Below are 17,399 nucleotides of genomic sequence, written 5' to 3'. Positions count from 1 at the left end.
AGCTGGCTTGCCTGCGATAGCATCACCTCGGTGCAACTGAAATACCGAGGTGCCTGCATCGCAGGCAAGCCAGCTCCCACATTCAAATTGGGGGTTTGTTGAACATGAAGCGTCTACTCGGCCTCCTGGCCCTGTTCTCTCTGCTGGCCGGTTGCGCCAGCGGCCTCATCGACCCCAACGGCTACGACGAAACCGGCACCGCCTCCTATTACGGCGCCAAGCACCATGGCAATAGAACCGCCAGCGGTGAACCCTTCAACCAAAACGCCCTGACCGCCGCCCATCGGCGCTTGCCCTTCGGCACGCGGGTCAAGGTGACCAATCTCGACAACAACAGATCCGTGGTGCTGCGTGTGAATGATCGCGGCCCGCACACCCGTGGTCGCCTGATCGATGTTTCCCGCAAGGCGGCTGAGCAGCTCGGTATGCTGGGCCGTGGCACCGCGCGGGTTCGCGTGCAAGCGCTGAGCAACTGACAGGAGCCTTGGCCATTTCCGCACTCACCGCCCTCTCGCCCTTCAGCCTGCTCGAATTGGTCAGCGGCCTGCTGCTGCTGATCCTCGGCGCCGAAATCCTGGTGCGCGCCGCCGTGCGCCTGGCGGCCAGCCTCAAGGTGCGGCCGCTGATCATCGGTTTGAGCATCGTCGCCTTCGGCAGCAGCGCGCCGCAGATGACCGTCAGCCTGCAAGCCACCCTGGCCGGCAATACCGATATCGCCGTGGGCAGCGTGATCGGCAGCAGCATTTTCAACATCCTCGTCACCCTGGGCCTGTCTGCATTGATCATCCCGCTGCGGGTATCGCGGCAACTGGTGCGCCTGGACATCCCGGTGATGATTTGCGCCGCGCTGCTGGTGTTTACCCTGTCGGCCAATGAAGAGCTGACGCCCGCAGACGGGCTGGTACTGCTCGCGGCGCTGGTGGCCTACCTGGGTGTGCTCCATTACCAGACCCGCCATTCCCGGCGCCCGCGCACGCTGAACACCGTGGCCAGGGCGCCGTGGTTGAGCAGCGTGTTACTGATGCTCGGCGGGCTATTGATTCTGGTGCTGGCCGGGCACTTGCTGCTGGGCGCGGCGGTGGACGTGGCGAGCGACCTGGGCCTGTCGGAACGCATCGTTGGCCTGACCTTGATCGGCGTCGGCACTTCGTTGCCGTGCCTGGCCACCTCATTGATTGCCGCCGTGCGCGGCGAGCGCGAGATTGCCGTGGGCAATGTGATCGGCAGCAGCCTGTTCAACCTGCTCGGTGTGTTGGGGTTTACCGCATTGGTAGCGCCGTCACCGCTGTCGGTATCGCCCAACGCCCTCGATTTCGACTTGCCGGTAATGCTCGCCGTGGTGACGCTGTGCCTGCCGGTGTTCTACACCGGTTACCGGGTCACCCGCGCCGAAGGCCTGGTATTGCTGAGCCTGTACCTGGTGTACGCGTTGCATGTGGTCTCGTTCACGTTCGGCATGCCCTTGGCTACCCGGCTTGAAAAACTGATGCTGTATTACGTCCTGCCGGCGCTGGTGGCGTTTCTGCTACTCAGCACGCTGCGAGCCTGGCGCCGCCAACACAAGAGGGAAGCGCAATGACCGATCAGAAAAAGCCCGGAGTTGAGATGCGTCGCCAGGTAATGGGCGACGTGTTCGTCGATCGCGCCCTGGGCAACGCCACCGAGTTCACCCAGCCGCTGCAGGATTTTGTCAACGAACATGCCTGGGGCAGCGTGTGGAATCGCGAAGGCTTGCCCTTGAAGACCCGCAGCCTGATCACCCTCGCGGCCCTGACCGCACTCAAGTGCCCACAGGAACTCAAGGGCCACGTGCGCGGCGCACTGAACAATGGCTGCACGGTGGAAGAGATTCGCGAAGCGCTGCTGCATTGCGCGGTGTACGCGGGCGTGCCGGCGGCGATTGATGCGTTTCGGGCGGCGCAGGAAGTGATAGAGGCGTATCAGGCAGACCGGTAGTGACTGTTAGATAGCCATCGCAGCGATGCGGCGATCCGACAAGCCAGCTCCCACATTCTGAATGTATTCACAGTTCAAGTGTGGGAGCTGGCTTGCCTGCGATTGGCCCTAAGACACACCACAAACCTTAGATCCACCCACCCGCCTGCAACACAAAAATCCCGATATTGGTGGTCACCGCCGCCATCAACGTAGTGATCACAATAATCGCCGCCGCCAATTCGTGGTTGCCCTCGGCGGCCCTGGCCATGACAAAACTCGCGGCCGCCGTCGGCGCGCCGAAATACAGAAACAAGATCCCCAACTCCGGCCCGCGAAAGCCCAGCAGCCACGCGCCCAGCGTCGCGAATAGCGGCAGGCCGATCATCTTCACCAGGCTCGCACTCAAGGCCATGCTGCCGCTTTTGCGCAAGGCTGCCAACGACAAGGTGCCGCCAATGCAGATCAGTGCCAGCGGCAAAGTCATGTCCGCCAGGTACTGCCCGGACGACTCCAACCACCCCGGCAGGCCGATCTTGAAGATCGCGAACGGCGCGGCGACGATCACGCTGATGATCAGCGGGTTGGCTATCACGCTTTTGAAGATGCTCCACGGGTCGGACTTGATCACCGGGCTGTACACCGCCAGCACGATGGTCGACAGCGTGTTGTAAAACAGAATCACCAGCGCCGCGAGAATCGCGCCAAGGGAGATGCCGTAGTCGCCGTACATGCTGGCCGCCAGCGCCAGGCCGATCACGCCGTTATTGCCGCGAAACGCGCCCTGGGCATAAATGCCACGGTCTTCACGCGGGCAGCGAAAGATCGCCCAGCCCCAGGCCAGGGCAAAGCTCAGCAGCGTGGCGACGGCAAAGTAGATCAGCAAACCGGGCTTGAGCGCCGAATGCAGGTCGGCGTGGAGGATGCCGAGAAACAGCAGCGCCGGCATGGTGACATTGAACACCAGCGACGATGCAACGTGGATGAAGTTGTCGTTGATCCAGTTGATGCGCTTGAGCAGCACCCCCAGAAACAGCATGGCAAACACCGGCGCGGTGATGGTCAGGGTGGTGAGGAAGATAGCCAGCATGCCGGGGAGAACCTTGGTGGGTGTCGTCAGGTGGCTAATGATAAGGCATACAGCCCGGTTCGTCTGGGCAACCCCGAGCAAATGTGGGAGCTGGCTTGCCTGCTCCCACAGAGTCCGTGCCGGTCTCAGGTAATGGGTGCAGGGTTGAACAGGGTGATGTCGTTATGCAGCTTATGCCGCTCCGCCCACGTCTGTTTCTTGCCGCTGGCCACATCCAGGTAAAAGTGGAACAACTCCCAGCCCAATTCCTCGATGGTCGCACGCCCGGTGGCGATGCGACCGGCGTCGATATCGATCAAGTCCGGCCAGCGCTGCGCCAGTTCCGTGCGCGTCGACACCTTCACCACCGGCGCCATCGCTAGCCCATACGGCGTACCACGCCCGGTGGTGAACACATGCAGGTTCATCCCGGCCGCCAGTTGCAGGGTGCCACACACAAAGTCGCTGGCCGGCGTGGCGCAAAAGATCAGGCCCTTGCCCTTGAACCGCTCACCCGGGCCCAGCACGCCATTGATCGCGCTGCTGCCGGATTTGACGATGGAGCCCAGGGACTTCTCGACAATGTTCGACAACCCGCCCTTCTTGTTACCCGGCGTGGTGTTGGCGCTGCGATCCGCCTCACCCTTGGCCAGGTAACGGTCATACCAGTCCATTTCCCTGACAAGTTCCTCGGCAACTGCCTTGCTCTCGGCGCGCGATGTCAGCAGGTAGATGGCATCGCGCACTTCGGTGACTTCGGAAAACATCACCGTCGCCCCGGCGCGCAACAGCAAATCCGAGGCATAGCCCAACGCCGGGTTCGCGGTGATGCCCGAAAACGCATCACTGCCGCCGCATTGCATACCCAGGATCAGCTCGGACGCCGGCACGGTTTCCCGGCGACGCTGGTCGAGTTTCTTCAAGCGGGTTTCGGCCAGCGCCATGATCTGCTCGATCATTTCGGCAAACCCGTGGCTGGAGTCCTGCAAGCGGTACAGCCAAGGCTCACTGAGGTCGACGGAACTGTCGTTGTCGTGCATCACCTGCCCGGCCTGCAACTTCTCGCAGCCCAGGCTGATCACCAGCGCTTCGCCGCCCAGGTTGGGGTTGCGCGCCAGGTTGCGCACGGTGCGGATAGGGATGTAGGCATCGGTCGCAGTGATGGCCACGCCACAGCCATAGCTGTGGGTCAGCGCCACCACGTCATCAACGTGCGGGTACTTGGGCAGCAACTCGTCCTTGATGCGCTTGACCGCATGGTCCAGCACACCGGTGACGCACTGCACCGTGGTGGTAATGCCAAGGATATTGCGCGTGCCGACGGTGCCGTCGGCGTTGCGGTAACCCTCAAACGTGAAGCCATCCAACGGCGCCTGGGTGGCAGGCACCTCGGTCGACAGCGGCAAGCTGTCCAGCGGCGGCGCAGTGGGCATGCGCAACTGGTCTTCCTGCACCCAACTGCCGCGCGGAATCGGCGCCAGCGCGTAGCCGATGGTCTGGCCGTAGCGAATAATCTCACCGCCTTCGGGGATGTCTTCCAGGGTGACCTTATGGCTCTGCGGGATGAAATCCACGGTGACCAGGCCGTCCGGGAACTCGGTGCCGGCCGGCACGCCCTGGTCGTTCACCACGATCACCACGTTATCGCGCGCGTGCAAACGGATCGAGCGCGGCGAGTCGGCATGTTCAATCAACTGCATTACATCGCCCCTCAGGAGTGCGCTTGGGTAAGGTTAGTCAGTTCCGGCCCTTTGCTCGGCGGCTCTTTGAGCACCACGCGCTTGATCGGGCCAACGATCACCAAATAGCTGAACACCGCCAGCAGCGCGTTGGCGCCGACGAACACCAAGGCCCATTTGAACGAGCCGGTGGTGGCAATGATGTAACCAATCACAATCGGCGTGCTGATGGACGCCAGGTTGCCGAACATATTGAACAAGCCGCCACTGAGCCCGGCGATTTGTTTCGGCGAGGTGTCGGACACCACCGCCCAACCCAGTGCGCCAACGCCTTTGCCGAAGAAGGCCAAAGCCATGAAGCCCACCACCATCCATTCAACGTCAACGTAGTTACACGCGATGATGCTGCTGGAGACCAACAAGCCGGCAATGATCGGCGCCTTGCGCGCGAAAGTCAGCGAATGGCCTTTGCGCAGCAGGTAGTCGGAAATCACGCCGCCGAGTACGCCGCCGATAAAGCCGCAGATCGCTGGCAACGAGGCAATGAAGCCCGCCTTGAGGATGGTCATGCCGCGCTCTTGAACCAGGTACACCGGGAACCAGGTCAGGAAGAAATAGGTGATGCCATTGATGCAGTACTGGCCCAGGTACACGCCGAGCATCATGCGGTTGGTGAGCAATTGGCGGATGTAATCCCACTTCGGCCCGTCGGTTTTCTGGCCTTTGGTTTTGTCCTGGTCCATGTCGACCATCGCACCGTTGGCCGCGATGTGGTTGAACTCGGCCTCGTTGATCATCGGATGCTGGCGCGGGCTGTGGATAAGTTTGAGCCAGATCAGCGAGAACAGGATGCCGATGCCGCCCATCACAATAAACACGTGCTGCCAGCCGAAGCTGTAGACGATCCAGCCCATCAGCGGTGCAAACAGCACCGTGGCGAAGTACTGCGCCGAGTTGAAAATTGCCGACGCTGTGCCGCGTTCTGCCGTAGGAAACCACGCCGCCACAATACGGGCGTTTCCGGGAAACGAAGGCGCCTCAGCCAGGCCCACCAAAAAGCGCAGCATGAACAGCGCCACAATCGCGGTGGAGACCCCAAATTCACCCACATAGCCTTGCAGCACGGTGAACAGCGACCAGGTGAAAATGCTCAGCGCATAGATTTTTTTCGAGCCGAACCGGTCCAGCAGCCAGCCACCGGGAATTTGCCCGGCCACGTAGGCCCAACCGAATGCAGAGAAGATGTAACCGAGGGTGACCGCGTCAATGCCGAGGTCTTTTTGCAGGCTGGAGCCGGCGATGGCGATAGTGGCTCGGTCGGCGTAGTTGATCGTGGTCACCAGGAACAGCATGAGCAGGATCAAATAGCGGACGTGAGTCGGCTTGGTCGCTTGCATGAAGAAGTACTCCCACTAATTATTTTTTTTGCGGGTAATGGTCTTGTTGTGTGCGAGACCGGCTTTGTGTGGGAGCTGGCTTGCCTGCGATACAGGCACCGCGGTGTTTCAGGTACACCGCGGTGATGCTATCGCAGGCAAGCCAGCTCCCACACAAGCAGGGCTCGCAGGTGTTAAGAACCGATGTAGCTGGTTTTCACCACTGTGTAGAACTCTTGCGCATAGCGGCCTTGCTCACGCGAACCATAGGACGAACCCTTACGGCCACCGAACGGCACGTGATAATCCACGCCAGCGGTCGGCAGGTTGACCATCACCATCCCGGCCTGGGAGTGGCGTTTGAAGTGGTTGGCGTACTTGAGCGAGGTGGTGGCGATGCCCGCCGACAAGCCGAACTCGGTGTCATTGGCCATGGCCAGCGCCGCCTCGTAATCGGCGACACGCACCACGTTGGCCACCGGGCCGAAGATTTCTTCGCGGCTGATACGCATGGCGGCTTCGCTGTCGGCAAACAGCGTCGGCGCCAGGTAGTAGCCTTCGGTGTCACAGGTCACCAGGCCGCCACCGCTGACCAGCCGCGCGCCTTCGCTTTGGCCGATGTCGATGTACTTCATGTCCTGGTCCAACTGGGCCTGGGAGACCACTGGGCCAATGTCAGTGCCGCTTTTGAGCGCGTGGCCGACTTTGATCGACTTCATGCGCTCGGCCATGGCCGCGACGAACTGGTCGTGGATACCAGCGGTGACGATCAAGCGGCTGGAGGCCGTGCAACGTTGGCCCGTGGAGTAGAACGCGCTCTGTACCGACAGCTCGACGGCCTGCTTGAGGTCGGCGTCATCGAGGATGATCTGCGGGTTCTTACCGCCCATTTCCAACTGTACTTTGGCCTGGCGCGATACGCAGCTGACGGCGATCTGGCGACCGACGCCAACCGAACCGGTAAAGCTGATGCCGTCGACTTTCGGGCTGTTGACCAACACATCGCCGACCACACGGCCGCTGCCCATCACCAGGTTGAACACACCGGCCGGGAAACCGGCGCGGGAGATGATCTCGGCCAAGGCCCAGGCGCAACCCGGCACCAGTTCGGCCGGTTTGATCACCACACAGTTGCCGTAGGCCAGGGCCGGGGCGATTTTCCACGCGGGGATGGCAATCGGGAAGTTCCACGGCGTGATCAAGCCGACCACACCGAGGGCTTCGCGGGTGACTTCCACATTCACGCCTGGGCGCACCGAAGGCACGTAATCGCCAGACAAGCGCAGGCACTCGCCGGCGAAGAATTTGAAGATGTTACCGGCGCGGGTCACTTCGCCGATGGCTTCGGGCAGGGTCTTGCCCTCTTCACGGGCCAGCAAGGTGCCGAGCTCTTCGCGGCGGGCGAGGATTTCGCTGCCGACTTTGTCCAGTGCATCGTGGCGCGCCTGGATGCCGGACGTCGACCAGGCCGGGAACGCGGCGCGGGCGGCATCGATAGCAGCGTTGACTTGGGCTACGTCAGCCTTGGCGTATTCGCCAATGACATCGGACAACTCCGACGGGTTGATGTTGTTGCAGTAGTCGGCACCGGCCACCCACTCGCCGTTGATGTAGTTTTCAAAACGTTTGGCTTGGGACACACATTCTCTCCTGACGCAAAAGGCCGCTGATTGCTCAGCGGCCTTGTGGATAAGTTACTGCGGACCTTGCTTGTCGATCAGCGCGGCCAGGGCTTCGTACTCTTCCGGCAGCAGGTCGGTCAGCGGCGTGCGCACCGGGCCTGCGTCGTAACCGACGATTTTGGCGCCGGCCTTGACGATGCTCACCGCGTAACCGGCTTTACGGTTGCGGATATCGAGGTAAGGCAGGAAGAAGTTGTCGATGATCTTGGCAACAGTGGCGTGATCGTCCTGGGCAATCGCGTGGTAGAAGTCCATCGCGGTTTTCGGGATGAAGTTGAACACCGCCGAGGAGTACACCGGCACACCCAGGGCCTTGTAGGCAGCGGCGTAAACCTCTGCAGTCGGTAGGCCGCCGAGGTAGCTGAAACGATCGCCAAGACGGCGGCGGATCGACACCATCAGCTCGATATCGCCCAGGCCGTCTTTATAGCCGATCAGGTTCGGGCAGCGCTCGGCCAGGCGTTCGAGCAAGGGCGCGGTCAGGCGGCAAACGTTGCGGTTGTAGACCACTACGCCGATTTTGACCGACTTGCACACGGCCTCAACGTGGGCGGCGACGCCGTCCTGGCTGGCTTCGGTCAGGTAGTGCGGCAACAGCAGCAAGCCTTTGGCGCCAAGGCGTTCGGCTTCCTGCGCATATTCGATGGCCTGGCGGGTCGAACCGCCGACACCGGCCAGAATCGGCACGCTGGTGGCGCAGGTATCAACAGCAGTCTTCACCACTTGGGAATATTCGCTGGCGGCCAGGGAGAAAAACTCACCGGTGCCGCCGGCGGCGAACAAGGCGGTGGCGCCGTAAGGGGCCAGCCATTCCAGACGCTTGATGTAGCCCGCCTGGTGGAAGTCACCCTGGGCATTGAAATCGGTTACCGGAAAAGACAGCAAACCGTGAGAGAGGATGGACTTCAGTTCTTGTGGATTCATTATTCGAACACCCTGGATGAAGACTTTCTGTCGAAAGGTTGTTGTTGGTTTTGGTGACGTCGTACGTCATCGTACAACTATAAAAAGATTCGTCAACTGCAATTCATCGGGCCTCATTCATAGGCACGTGTTTAAACGCAGTTTCTTGACGTAGGAAATTATTCCTCTATGCTCCCAAAGACTGTATATACATACAGTTATTACGGAAGATTCCTACGACATAGCAAGGAGCTAACATGTCAGGTCTTGAACTCGCAGCACCCGAAAAAACACCGCCCACCCTACGTTTTGAAGGCGGTGAACACACTGCCATCGGCGATGACACGCTGCTGCGTTTCGTCAAGGACGCCCCGGCGATTCCTGCGCGGCAAGTTGAACTGCACCTGCCCAACGGCCTGGCGCTGACCTACGGCCAAGTGATTGCCCTGGGCGGCGACTTCTACGGCATTCCGGGCCAGGCCATCAGCGATGGCGCCTCCCCGGCCGAGCGTGTGCAACGTTTTACCGCCGCCTTCAACTCGCTGGCGGTGCTACCGGCCTCGCGTGAAGAAGCCGGGAAAATCCTCGCGGTCATGCAAAAGGAGATCAACGCGGTCAGCCAGGCAATCCGCGACGGCAAACAACCCCATGAAGCCTATGATGCGCTGGGTGATACGTTGTCCGAGGAATGGAACCGCATCACCGGCGGCGGCAGTGCGGTTTCGGCGCTGATTCCACTGGGGCGCTACTTGAAGCTGGCCGCAGACAACGCCGACCACTTTGGCGAATGGGCGCTGTCGGCGTACCTGGCCGGGCATACGGCGGCGCTGCAACAGGCGGTCATCGCGCACCAGACCGGCACCGACCAGGCGCTGGAACTGGCGTATGCGATGAACAGCTTTGCCGATCACTTTTTGACCGATCTGTTTTCTGCCGGCCACCTGCGCGTGCCGCGCAAGCAATTGGCGGCGGTGGTCACACCCGGAGAATTGGGCTCGCTGATCAGCCGCTTCATGCACGACGAAGACAGCAAGTTCGGGCTCAAGGTACGCAATGCCAAAGGTGATCAATGGCAAGCGTATGGGGACAAGCGCTACTTCGATGCGATCGACGCGGACAATCGGGCCATGGTCAAACGTGCGGTGCAGGCCTCGGCCGATGAGATCTTCGAGACCTTCATCAGCGGTATCGCGCCCTCCCCAGCCAGCTTCAAGGCGCCGTTGTATGTGCCGGACCTGAATGCGGCGCAGAACCCGGCGAACAACTTTTCGCCGCTGTTCAAGATGGAGGGTGACAAGGTGCTGCGCCGCAAGGACGTGAATGACCTGAACGACAAGCACTGGACCAATGATTGGTGGGGCTGGAGCACTTACCTGTTGCTCAAGGACTACAAGCCCAACCAACCGGCCAAGTAAGTAAACAGGCTACTCCCAGACACTGGGGATCAAATGTGGGAGCTGGCTTGCCTGCGATAGCGGTACTTGCACACAGCATCAGTTGCCTGACACTCAGCCATCGCAGGCAAGCCAGCTCCCACATTAGAGCGTGTTTGGCGGTTAACCGCGCTGCGCCTCCGCCTCTTCATGGGCATGGCGCAGCCGCTCACGGCTGTTGGTCAAATGCAGGCGCATGGCTGCGCGTGCCGCGTCCGAATCCTGGCGGGCAATCGCCTCATAAATCTCTTCGTGTTCGCGGCTCAGGCGGCCCATGTAGTGCTGCTGGTCGTCATGGGCCAGGCGCGCCGAATTCAGGCGGGTACGCGGAATGATGCTGGTGCCCAGGTGGGTCATGATGTCGGTGAAGTAGCGATTGCCGGTGGACAGCGCGATTTCCAGATGGAACGCGAAATCTGACGCCACCGCGTCCCCTGCATGGGCCGCGCTTTCATTCAGCGCATCGAGGGCTGCGCGCATGGCCGCCAGTTGTTCGTCGCTGCGGCGCAACGCGGCAAGGCCAGCCGACTCCACTTCCAGGCTGATACGCAATTCCAGAATCGCCAGCACATCACGCAGCGTTACCACCGTGGCCGGGTCGATCCGGAAACCGCTCGGGCTGGGCGTGTCCAACACAAAGGTGCCGATACCGTGGCGAGTTTCCACCTGACCCGCCGCCTGCAAGCGTGAGATGGCCTCACGCACCACCGTGCGGCTGACCCCATGGGCTTCCATGATGGCCGACTCGGTGGGCAACTTGTCGCCACGTTTGAGCTGGCCGTCGCGGATCTGCTCGGACAACACCGTGACCAATTCCTGGGCAAGGCTGCGGCGCTTGCGGGGAAGACGAGGGGCGGTGTTGGCGTTTTCCATGACGAATGATCTTTCTCGGCGAACTTGAGCCCGCATCATAGCCCATGGCGGTTGTACGATCACCGTTCTGACACGACTTTCATCCATATCCTTTACGCAAAAAAATGCCCCGGCACAGGCCGAGGCATTTTTAAGGCTCACACGAAGGTGAACGCCGCTTACTTCACCACTTTCAGGCTCGGCCGACCGCTTGGACGCGGCGGTTCGGAGTCCGGTGGCGGTACATCATCACCGTCTTCGCCTTCAATCGATTCGTCATCCTCGAAAGGCGACTCCAGATCAAACACCATGCCCTGGCCATTTTCCCGGGCATAGATCCCGAGGATGGCGCCAATCGGCACGAACAGCGTATGCGGCACGCCGCCAAAACGCCCTTCGAAGCTGACGGCTTCATTGTCCATGTGCAGGTGGCGCACAGCACTTGGCGAAACGTTCAGTACGATCTGCCCGTCACTGGCAAAACCCTGCGGCACGTCAACCTTGGGAAATTCAGAGTTGACCAGCATGTGCGGGGTGCAATCGTTGTCCACAATCCACTCATAGAGCGCGCGGACCAAATAGGGTCGACTGGAGTTCATCAGCGGCTCCTTAAGCCTTAGCGCATATCGCGTTCGACACCAGACAGACTTGCCTGGAAAGCCTCACGCGCGAACTGGCGCTCCATGTAATCAAGCAACGGCTTGGCCGGCCGTGGCAGTTCAATGCCCAGGATCGGCAAGCGCCAGAGTATGGGTAATAGGCAGCAATCCACCAAGCTTTGTTCCTCACTGAGGAAAAAAGGCTTGTCGGCGAACAGCGGCGAAACGCCGGTCAGGCTCTCGCGCAATTCCTTGCGCGCTTGCACACGAACGGCTTCTTTACTGCGTGTATCCAGGATCACATCCACCAGCCCGCACCAGTCACGCTGGATCCGATGGATCAGCAGGCGGCTGTTGGCACGCGCCACCGGATACACCGGCAGCAAAGGTGGATGCGGGTAACGCTCATCCAGGTATTCCATCACCACGGTTGACTCCCACAACGCCAGGTCACGATCGACCAGGGTGGGCAAGCTGCCGTAAGGGTTCACTTCGATCAGTTTCGGCGGATGACGACCTGCCTCCACACTGATGATCTCGGCGCTGACACCCTTCTCTGCGAGCACGATGCGTACTCGGTGGGAATAGTGGTCGGCGGGGTCGGAGTAACAGGCCAACCGATTGGTCACGCCCATGGCGGTCCTCCTCGCTTGTTGAAATTATGGAAAGCTCAAAAACGAGCGCGCCCAGAGAGCATCCCTGTAGTGCCTGGTTCAACCAGACCGCTACGTATTCAGAGATGCCGCTGGGCGCGCAAGATTAACAGCAATTGCTTACGGTTGGATCAATGCACATCCTTCCAGTATTCGCGTTTGAGCAGATAAGCGAACACGAAGAAGAAGGCCAGGTACAGCAACACATACGTACCGATGCGCTGATGCTGCAATTTGACCGGGTTGGCCGAGTAGGCCAGGAAGGTCACCAGATTCTTGACCTTCTCGTCGAACTGCTCTTCGTTCAGCGTACCGGTCTTGGGCACGATGGTCAGTTGATCGCACGCCTCGTGTGTCAGAGGCGTGCCGGTCAGCGGATCATATTGCTTCTTGCCGTCTTCAACGACCTGAACCTGCTTGCATCCTACCACTTGGCGACCCTGCAGGCCGACCAGAACGTTAGGCATGCCGACGTTCGGGAAGACTTTGTTGTTCACGCCGTAAGGGCGCGCCGGGTCTTCGTAGAAGGATTTGAGGTAGCCATACAGCCAATCGGTACCGCGCACGCGCGCCACCAGGGTCAGGTCGGGCGGCGCAGCGCCGAACCAGGCCTTGGCATCCGCCGGCTGCATGCCGATGTTCATGTGGTCACCGATCTTGGCGCCCGTGAACACGGCGTGGCTGAGCATCACCTCATGGGGAATGCCCAAGTCATCGGCAACCCGCTCGTAACGCTGGAACTTGGCGCTGTGGCAGCCCATGCAGTAGTTGGTGAACGTACGCAGGCCATCTTGCATGGCGGCCTTGTCGGACACGTCGATATCGACTTTTTCCAGCTCCGCGCCGTGCTCGGCCGCGAAGGACAGTAGCGGCAGCGCCGCAAGGATCAAAGCAACGAATAACTTTTTCATCAGCCAGTCACCCTTTCCGGAACCGGTTTGGTCTTCTCGAGCCGGGTGTAGAACGGCATCAGAATGAAGTAGGCGAAGTACAGGAAGGTGCAGACCTGCGACAGCAGCGTGCGCTCAGGGGTCGGCGCCAATACGCCCAATACGCCCAGGATCACGAATGCAATGCAGAACACCCACAGCCAGATCTTGCTCAGCCAGCCTTTGTAGCGCATCGACTTGACCGGGCTGCGGTCGAGCCACGGCAGTACGAACAGCAGCGCAATCGACGCGCCCATGGCCATTACGCCCATGAGCTTGTCGGGGATCGCCCGCAAGATCGCGTAGAACGGCGTGAAGTACCAGACCGGGGCAATGTGCTCAGGCGTCTTGAAGGCGTTGGCCTGTTCGAAGTTAGGCTTCTCGAGGAAATAACCGCCCATCTCCGGGAAAAAGAACACGATCGAGCAGAAGATGAACAGGAAGACCACCACGCCGACAATGTCTTTGACGGTGTAGTACGGGTGGAACGGAATGCCATCCAGCGGGATGCCGTTTTCGTCTTTGTGCTTCTTGATGTCCACGCCATCGGGGTTGTTGGAACCCACTTCGTGCAGCGCCAGGATATGCAGCACCACCAGGCCCAGAATCACGATGGGCAATGCCACCACGTGCAGGGCGAAGAAGCGGTTCAGGGTGATGCCGGAGATCAGGTAATCACCACGAATCCACTGGGTCAGGTCGTTGCCGATCACCGGGATAGCACCAAACAGCGAGATGATCACCTGGGCGCCCCAGTACGACATCTGGCCCCACGGCAGCAGGTAGCCCATGAAGGCCTCGGCCATCAGCGCCAGGTAGATCAGCATGCCAAATACCCACACCAGCTCGCGTGGCTTCTGGTACGAACCGTAGAGCAGGCCACGGAACATGTGCATATAGACGACGATGAAGAACGCCGATGCGCCGGTGGAGTGCAGCAGACGCAGGATCGAGCCGTACTCGACGTCACGCATGATGTACTCGACGGAGGCGAACGCCTCTTCCGCCGACGGCGTGTAGCTCATCGTCAGCCACACACCGGTGACGATCTGGTTGACCAGCACCAGCAAGGCCAACGAGCCGAAGAAGTAGAAGAAGTTGAAGTTTTTTGGTGCGTAATATTTGCTGAGATGGTCTTCCCACATTTTAGTGGCGGGGAAACGCGCATCCACCCAATCCATGAACTTGCTCATCAGGCTTTCTCCCCCTCGTCGACGCCAATGACAATGACACTGTCAGTCTCGTAGTGATGTGGCGGCACTGGCAGGTTCAGTGGTGCGGGTTGTGACTTGTAGACGCGACCGGCGAGGTCGTAGTGGGAGCCGTGGCAAGGGCAGAAGTAGCCACCGACCCAATCCTTGCCAAGGTCGGCAGGAGCAACTTCCGGGCGGAAGGTAGGCGAGCAACCCAAGTGGGTGCAGATACCGATCAGCAGCAGGATCTCTGGCTTGATCGAACGGATTTCCTTATCGACGTAGGCGGGCTGGTCGGAGTTCTTAGAGTCGGGGTCAGACAGCTGACCTTCGATTTTCTTCAGATTCCCCAGGATCTCCTCAGTACGACGAACGATGAAGACCGGCTGACCGCGCCACTCAGCAATCATCTGCTGGCCTGGGTCGATCTTGCTGACATTCACCTTCACCGGTGCACCTGCGGCTTTCGCCTTGGCACTGGGAAACCATGACCCCACGAACGGGACCGCAGCCCCCACCGCTCCTGCAGCACCCACCACGGATGTGGCTGCTACCAAGAAGCGACGCCGGCCTGCATTCACGCCGTCATTGCTCATTCAGTCCTCTCCCATCAGCTTTTTGGCCTGTTAAATCAGGCGTCTACTAAGTGTTGAATCTTTACTTATAAAAATTTTGTCGGATGGTAATGAAAAGCCCCACGTATGACAAGGGAATTGCCCTGGGCTCAGCCTCCAGGCCTTGTAGTATAGGGGGTCTACGGATGTGGCAAGTTGTCACGGCGAAATTTATGCATAAATCGCAGGCAATAAAAAACGCCCAGCTCCGTGAGGAGTTGGGCGTTTTTGTGGAACGTAAAGCGAATTAACGCTTCGAGTACTGCGGACGCTTACGCGCTTTACGCAGACCGACTTTCTTACGTTCAACTTCACGAGCATCGCGAGTTACGAAGCCAGCTTTGCGCAGAGCGCCACGCAGGGTTTCGTCGTACTGCATCAGAGCGCGAGTGATACCGTGGCGGATTGCGCCAGCTTGACCACTTACACCGCCACCGATAACGGTGACGTAGATGTCGAACTTTTCAACAGTCTCGGTCAGTTCCAGCGGCTGACGAACTACCATGCGGGCAGTTTCGCGACCGAAGAAATTTTCCAGAGTGCGGTTGTTGATCGAGATGTTACCAGTACCCGGACGCAGGAAAACGCGAGCGGTAGCGGTTTTGCGACGGCCAGTGCCGTAATTTTGAGTCGCCGACATAATGAACTATTCCGTTAAAACTTCAGTTCTTGGGGCTGCTGAGCAGCATGAGGGTGTACAGCGCCCGCATAGACTTTCAGCTTGCGAAACATATCGCGACCCAGTGGGCCCTTAGGCAGCATACCTTTGACCGCGATTTCGATCGGGGCTTCAGGCTTCTTGGAGATCAGGCCTTCGAAGTTCGAAGACTTGATACCGCCTGGGAAACCGGAGTGACGGTAGTACATTTTGTCTTGCGCTTTGTTGCCGGTAACACGTACCTGCTCGGCGTTGATGATGACAATGTAGTCACCGGTGTCAACGTGAGGGGTGTACTCAGGCTTGTGCTTGCCACGCAGACGGCTGGCGACTTCAGTGGCCAGACGACCCAGGGTCTGACCAGCGGCGTCGACGACAAACCAGTCGCGCTGAACTGTTTCCGGTTTTGCAGTAAAAGTTGTCATTCTTTAATAGCCTCAGGGGCCGCCCTGTAAATTAGACGGCGGATCTTACTGAATAGTGCGTACTTTGACAAGTCAAAGGCAGCCGGATACAGACGCTATCGGGGGCTCGGGTCGGCGCGTCCGTTCAACGGCAAGATTCTTCGGCAGGCGGCGCATCACTTCCACTGCAGAAAGAGGTGGGCAATTATGCAGATTGCGAAAAAAAATTCAACCTGCTTTTATGATTGTTTTCCCCCGAAGGAGTACCCGATGGATTATCGACAGCTGGGCCGCACCGATCTGAACGTAAGCGCGATCGCCTTGGGCACCATGACCTGGGGTGAGCAGAACAGCGAGGCAGAGGCCTTCGCACAGATCGAACGGGCCAAGGCCGCAGGGATCAACTTCCTCGACACCGCCGAAATGTACCCGGTGCCGCCTAAAGCCGACACCTATGCCACCACCGAGCGTTATATCGGTAATTACTTCAAGAGCCGCGGCGACCGTGCCGACTGGATCCTCGCCAGCAAGATCGCCGGCCCCGGCAATACCATCGACTACATCCGCGACGGCCACCTGCGCCACAACCGCAAGCACATCGTCGAAGCCCTGGATGCCAGCCTCAAGCGCTTGCAAACCGATTGGATCGACCTCTACCAGCTGCACTGGCCGGAGCGCAGCACCAACTTCTTTGGCCAACTGAGCTACAAGCACAAGGACGAAGACGACCTGACCCCGCTGGAAGAAACCCTCGAAGCGCTGGACGAACAGGTCAAGGCCGGCAAGATCCGCCACATCGGCCTGTCCAACGAAACCCCGTGGGGCACCATGAAGTTCCTGGCCCTGGCCGAAGCCCGTGGCTGGACCCGCGCCGTGTCGATCCAGAACCCCTACAACCTGCTCAACCGCAGCTTTGAGGTGGGTTTGGCGGAAGTGGCGATTCGCGAGCAATGCGGCTTGCTGGCCTATTCACCGCTGGCTTTCGGCATGCTCAGCGGCAAATACGAAAATGGCGCACGCCCGGCCAAGGCGCGCCTGACCGAGTACAGCCGTTTCAGCCGCTACTTCAACCCGCAGTCGCAAGCTGCGTGCAGCCGTTATGTGGCCCTGGCGCGGGAACATGGCCTGGACCCGGCGCAGATGGCCCTGGCGTTTGTGACGCAACAGCCGTTTGTGACCAGCAATATTATTGGCGCCACGAGCCTGGAGCAATTGGACAGCAACATTGCCAGTGCTGATTTGAAGCTGTCCAAGGAAGTGCTGGAAGGGATTGAGGCGATTCAGAAGGATCATCCGAACCCTGCGCCTTGATTGACCGTTAGATCGCTATCGCAGGCAAGCCAGCTCCCACATTTTGATTTGTGAACACCGTCAAATGTGGGAGCTGGCTTGCCTGCGATGGCGCCCTCAAAAGCACCAC

Annotated in this window: 18 protein-coding genes; 5 read left to right on the top strand and 13 right to left on the bottom strand. The window is 59.8% G+C overall.

All coding sequences use genetic code 11. The annotated features are described in order from the left end of the window. Positions 1-104: 104 nt before the first annotated feature. From PSH96_RS04450 to PSH96_RS04440, 3 genes are read left to right on the top strand one after another with little or no spacing between them, the layout of a single operon-like run. Positions 105-476 carry a septal ring lytic transglycosylase RlpA family protein gene (locus PSH96_RS04450; RefSeq protein ID WP_056859040.1) on the top strand — a complete coding sequence of 124 codons (372 nt, stop codon included), beginning with the start codon at positions 105-107 and terminating at the stop codon, positions 474-476. A gap of 56 nt (positions 477-532) precedes the next feature. Then, on the top strand, positions 533-1,579 hold the full coding sequence (locus tag PSH96_RS04445) for a calcium/sodium antiporter (RefSeq protein WP_305459982.1): 1,047 nt from the start codon (positions 533-535) through the stop codon (positions 1,577-1,579). Further along, the gene (locus PSH96_RS04440; RefSeq protein WP_056859041.1) at positions 1,576-1,956 is read left to right on the top strand and encodes a carboxymuconolactone decarboxylase family protein; all 381 of its coding nucleotides are present in this window, start codon (positions 1,576-1,578) and stop codon (positions 1,954-1,956) included. The genes PSH96_RS04445 and PSH96_RS04440 overlap by 4 nt, the downstream gene beginning before the upstream one ends. A gap of 127 nt (positions 1,957-2,083) precedes the next feature. Here PSH96_RS04440 and PSH96_RS04435 read toward each other — a convergent pair whose 3' ends face one another. The 5 genes from PSH96_RS04435 to kdgD form a co-directional block, all read right to left on the bottom strand. Continuing rightward, positions 2,084-3,025, bottom strand: coding sequence for an AEC family transporter (locus PSH96_RS04435; protein WP_017138257.1), 942 nt, complete (start codon positions 3,023-3,025; stop codon positions 2,084-2,086). Between the two features lie 125 nt (positions 3,026-3,150). After that, entirely contained in the window at positions 3,151-4,704 is a 1,554-nt protein-coding gene (gene garD / locus PSH96_RS04430) for a galactarate dehydratase (protein WP_305457758.1), read from the bottom strand. An 11-nt stretch (positions 4,705-4,715) separates the two neighbouring features. Next, positions 4,716-6,080, bottom strand: a complete 1,365-nt coding sequence (locus PSH96_RS04425) for an MFS transporter (RefSeq protein ID WP_099548377.1) — start codon at positions 6,078-6,080, stop codon at positions 4,716-4,718. A 173-nt stretch (positions 6,081-6,253) separates the two neighbouring features. Beyond that, on the bottom strand, positions 6,254-7,699 hold the full coding sequence (locus PSH96_RS04420; protein ID WP_017138260.1) for an aldehyde dehydrogenase family protein: 1,446 nt from the start codon (positions 7,697-7,699) through the stop codon (positions 6,254-6,256). A 54-nt stretch (positions 7,700-7,753) separates the two neighbouring features. Further along, a complete protein-coding gene (kdgD, locus tag PSH96_RS04415) occupies positions 7,754-8,665 on the bottom strand; it encodes a 5-dehydro-4-deoxyglucarate dehydratase (RefSeq protein WP_138816847.1) in 912 nt (303 codons plus the stop codon). 236 nt (positions 8,666-8,901) lie between these two features. On the opposite strand from kdgD, the gene PSH96_RS04410 reads away from it, so the two are divergent. Then, positions 8,902-10,059 (top strand): phospholipase, encoded by a 1,158-nt coding sequence (locus PSH96_RS04410; protein WP_305457753.1) that lies wholly within the window; start codon positions 8,902-8,904, stop codon positions 10,057-10,059. A gap of 141 nt (positions 10,060-10,200) precedes the next feature. On the opposite strand, the gene PSH96_RS04405 is transcribed toward PSH96_RS04410, so the two are convergent. The 8 genes from PSH96_RS04405 to rplM form a co-directional block, all read right to left on the bottom strand. Continuing rightward, entirely contained in the window at positions 10,201-10,950 is a 750-nt protein-coding gene (locus PSH96_RS04405; RefSeq protein ID WP_106578653.1) for a FadR/GntR family transcriptional regulator, read from the bottom strand. A 158-nt stretch (positions 10,951-11,108) separates the two neighbouring features. Next, positions 11,109-11,528 (bottom strand): ClpXP protease specificity-enhancing factor, encoded by a 420-nt coding sequence (locus PSH96_RS04400; protein ID WP_159954235.1) that lies wholly within the window; start codon positions 11,526-11,528, stop codon positions 11,109-11,111. A gap of 17 nt (positions 11,529-11,545) precedes the next feature. Beyond that, entirely contained in the window at positions 11,546-12,163 is a 618-nt protein-coding gene (locus PSH96_RS04395) for a glutathione S-transferase N-terminal domain-containing protein (RefSeq protein ID WP_017138266.1), read from the bottom strand. Positions 12,164-12,312: 149 nt separating this feature from the next. After that, positions 12,313-13,092 (bottom strand): cytochrome c1, encoded by a 780-nt coding sequence (locus PSH96_RS04390; RefSeq protein WP_068932034.1) that lies wholly within the window; start codon positions 13,090-13,092, stop codon positions 12,313-12,315. Beyond that, complete coding sequence (locus PSH96_RS04385; RefSeq protein WP_017138268.1) at positions 13,092-14,303, bottom strand: cytochrome bc complex cytochrome b subunit; 1,212 nt, start codon at positions 14,301-14,303, stop codon at positions 13,092-13,094. Before PSH96_RS04385 ends, PSH96_RS04390 begins: the two co-directional genes overlap by 1 nt. Then, a complete protein-coding gene (gene petA / locus PSH96_RS04380) occupies positions 14,303-14,899 on the bottom strand; it encodes a ubiquinol-cytochrome c reductase iron-sulfur subunit (protein ID WP_003216040.1) in 597 nt (198 codons plus the stop codon). The genes PSH96_RS04385 and petA overlap by 1 nt, the downstream gene beginning before the upstream one ends. Before the next feature lie 265 nt (positions 14,900-15,164). Continuing rightward, the gene (gene rpsI / locus PSH96_RS04375; protein WP_003216038.1) at positions 15,165-15,557 is read right to left on the bottom strand and encodes a 30S ribosomal protein S9; all 393 of its coding nucleotides are present in this window, start codon (positions 15,555-15,557) and stop codon (positions 15,165-15,167) included. A 14-nt stretch (positions 15,558-15,571) separates the two neighbouring features. Continuing rightward, entirely contained in the window at positions 15,572-16,000 is a 429-nt protein-coding gene (gene rplM / locus PSH96_RS04370) for a 50S ribosomal protein L13 (protein WP_003171742.1), read from the bottom strand. A gap of 249 nt (positions 16,001-16,249) precedes the next feature. Between rplM and PSH96_RS04365 the strand changes: the two genes are divergently transcribed. Further along, positions 16,250-17,290, top strand: a complete 1,041-nt coding sequence (locus tag PSH96_RS04365; RefSeq protein WP_305457746.1) for an NADP(H)-dependent aldo-keto reductase — start codon at positions 16,250-16,252, stop codon at positions 17,288-17,290. Positions 17,291-17,399 lie beyond the last annotated feature (109 nt).

The organism is Pseudomonas sp. FP2338 (assembly GCF_030687515.1).
Taxonomy (GTDB): domain Bacteria; phylum Pseudomonadota; class Gammaproteobacteria; order Pseudomonadales; family Pseudomonadaceae; genus Aquipseudomonas; species Aquipseudomonas salomonii.
This window is presented reverse-complemented; position numbering and strand designations above follow the sequence as displayed.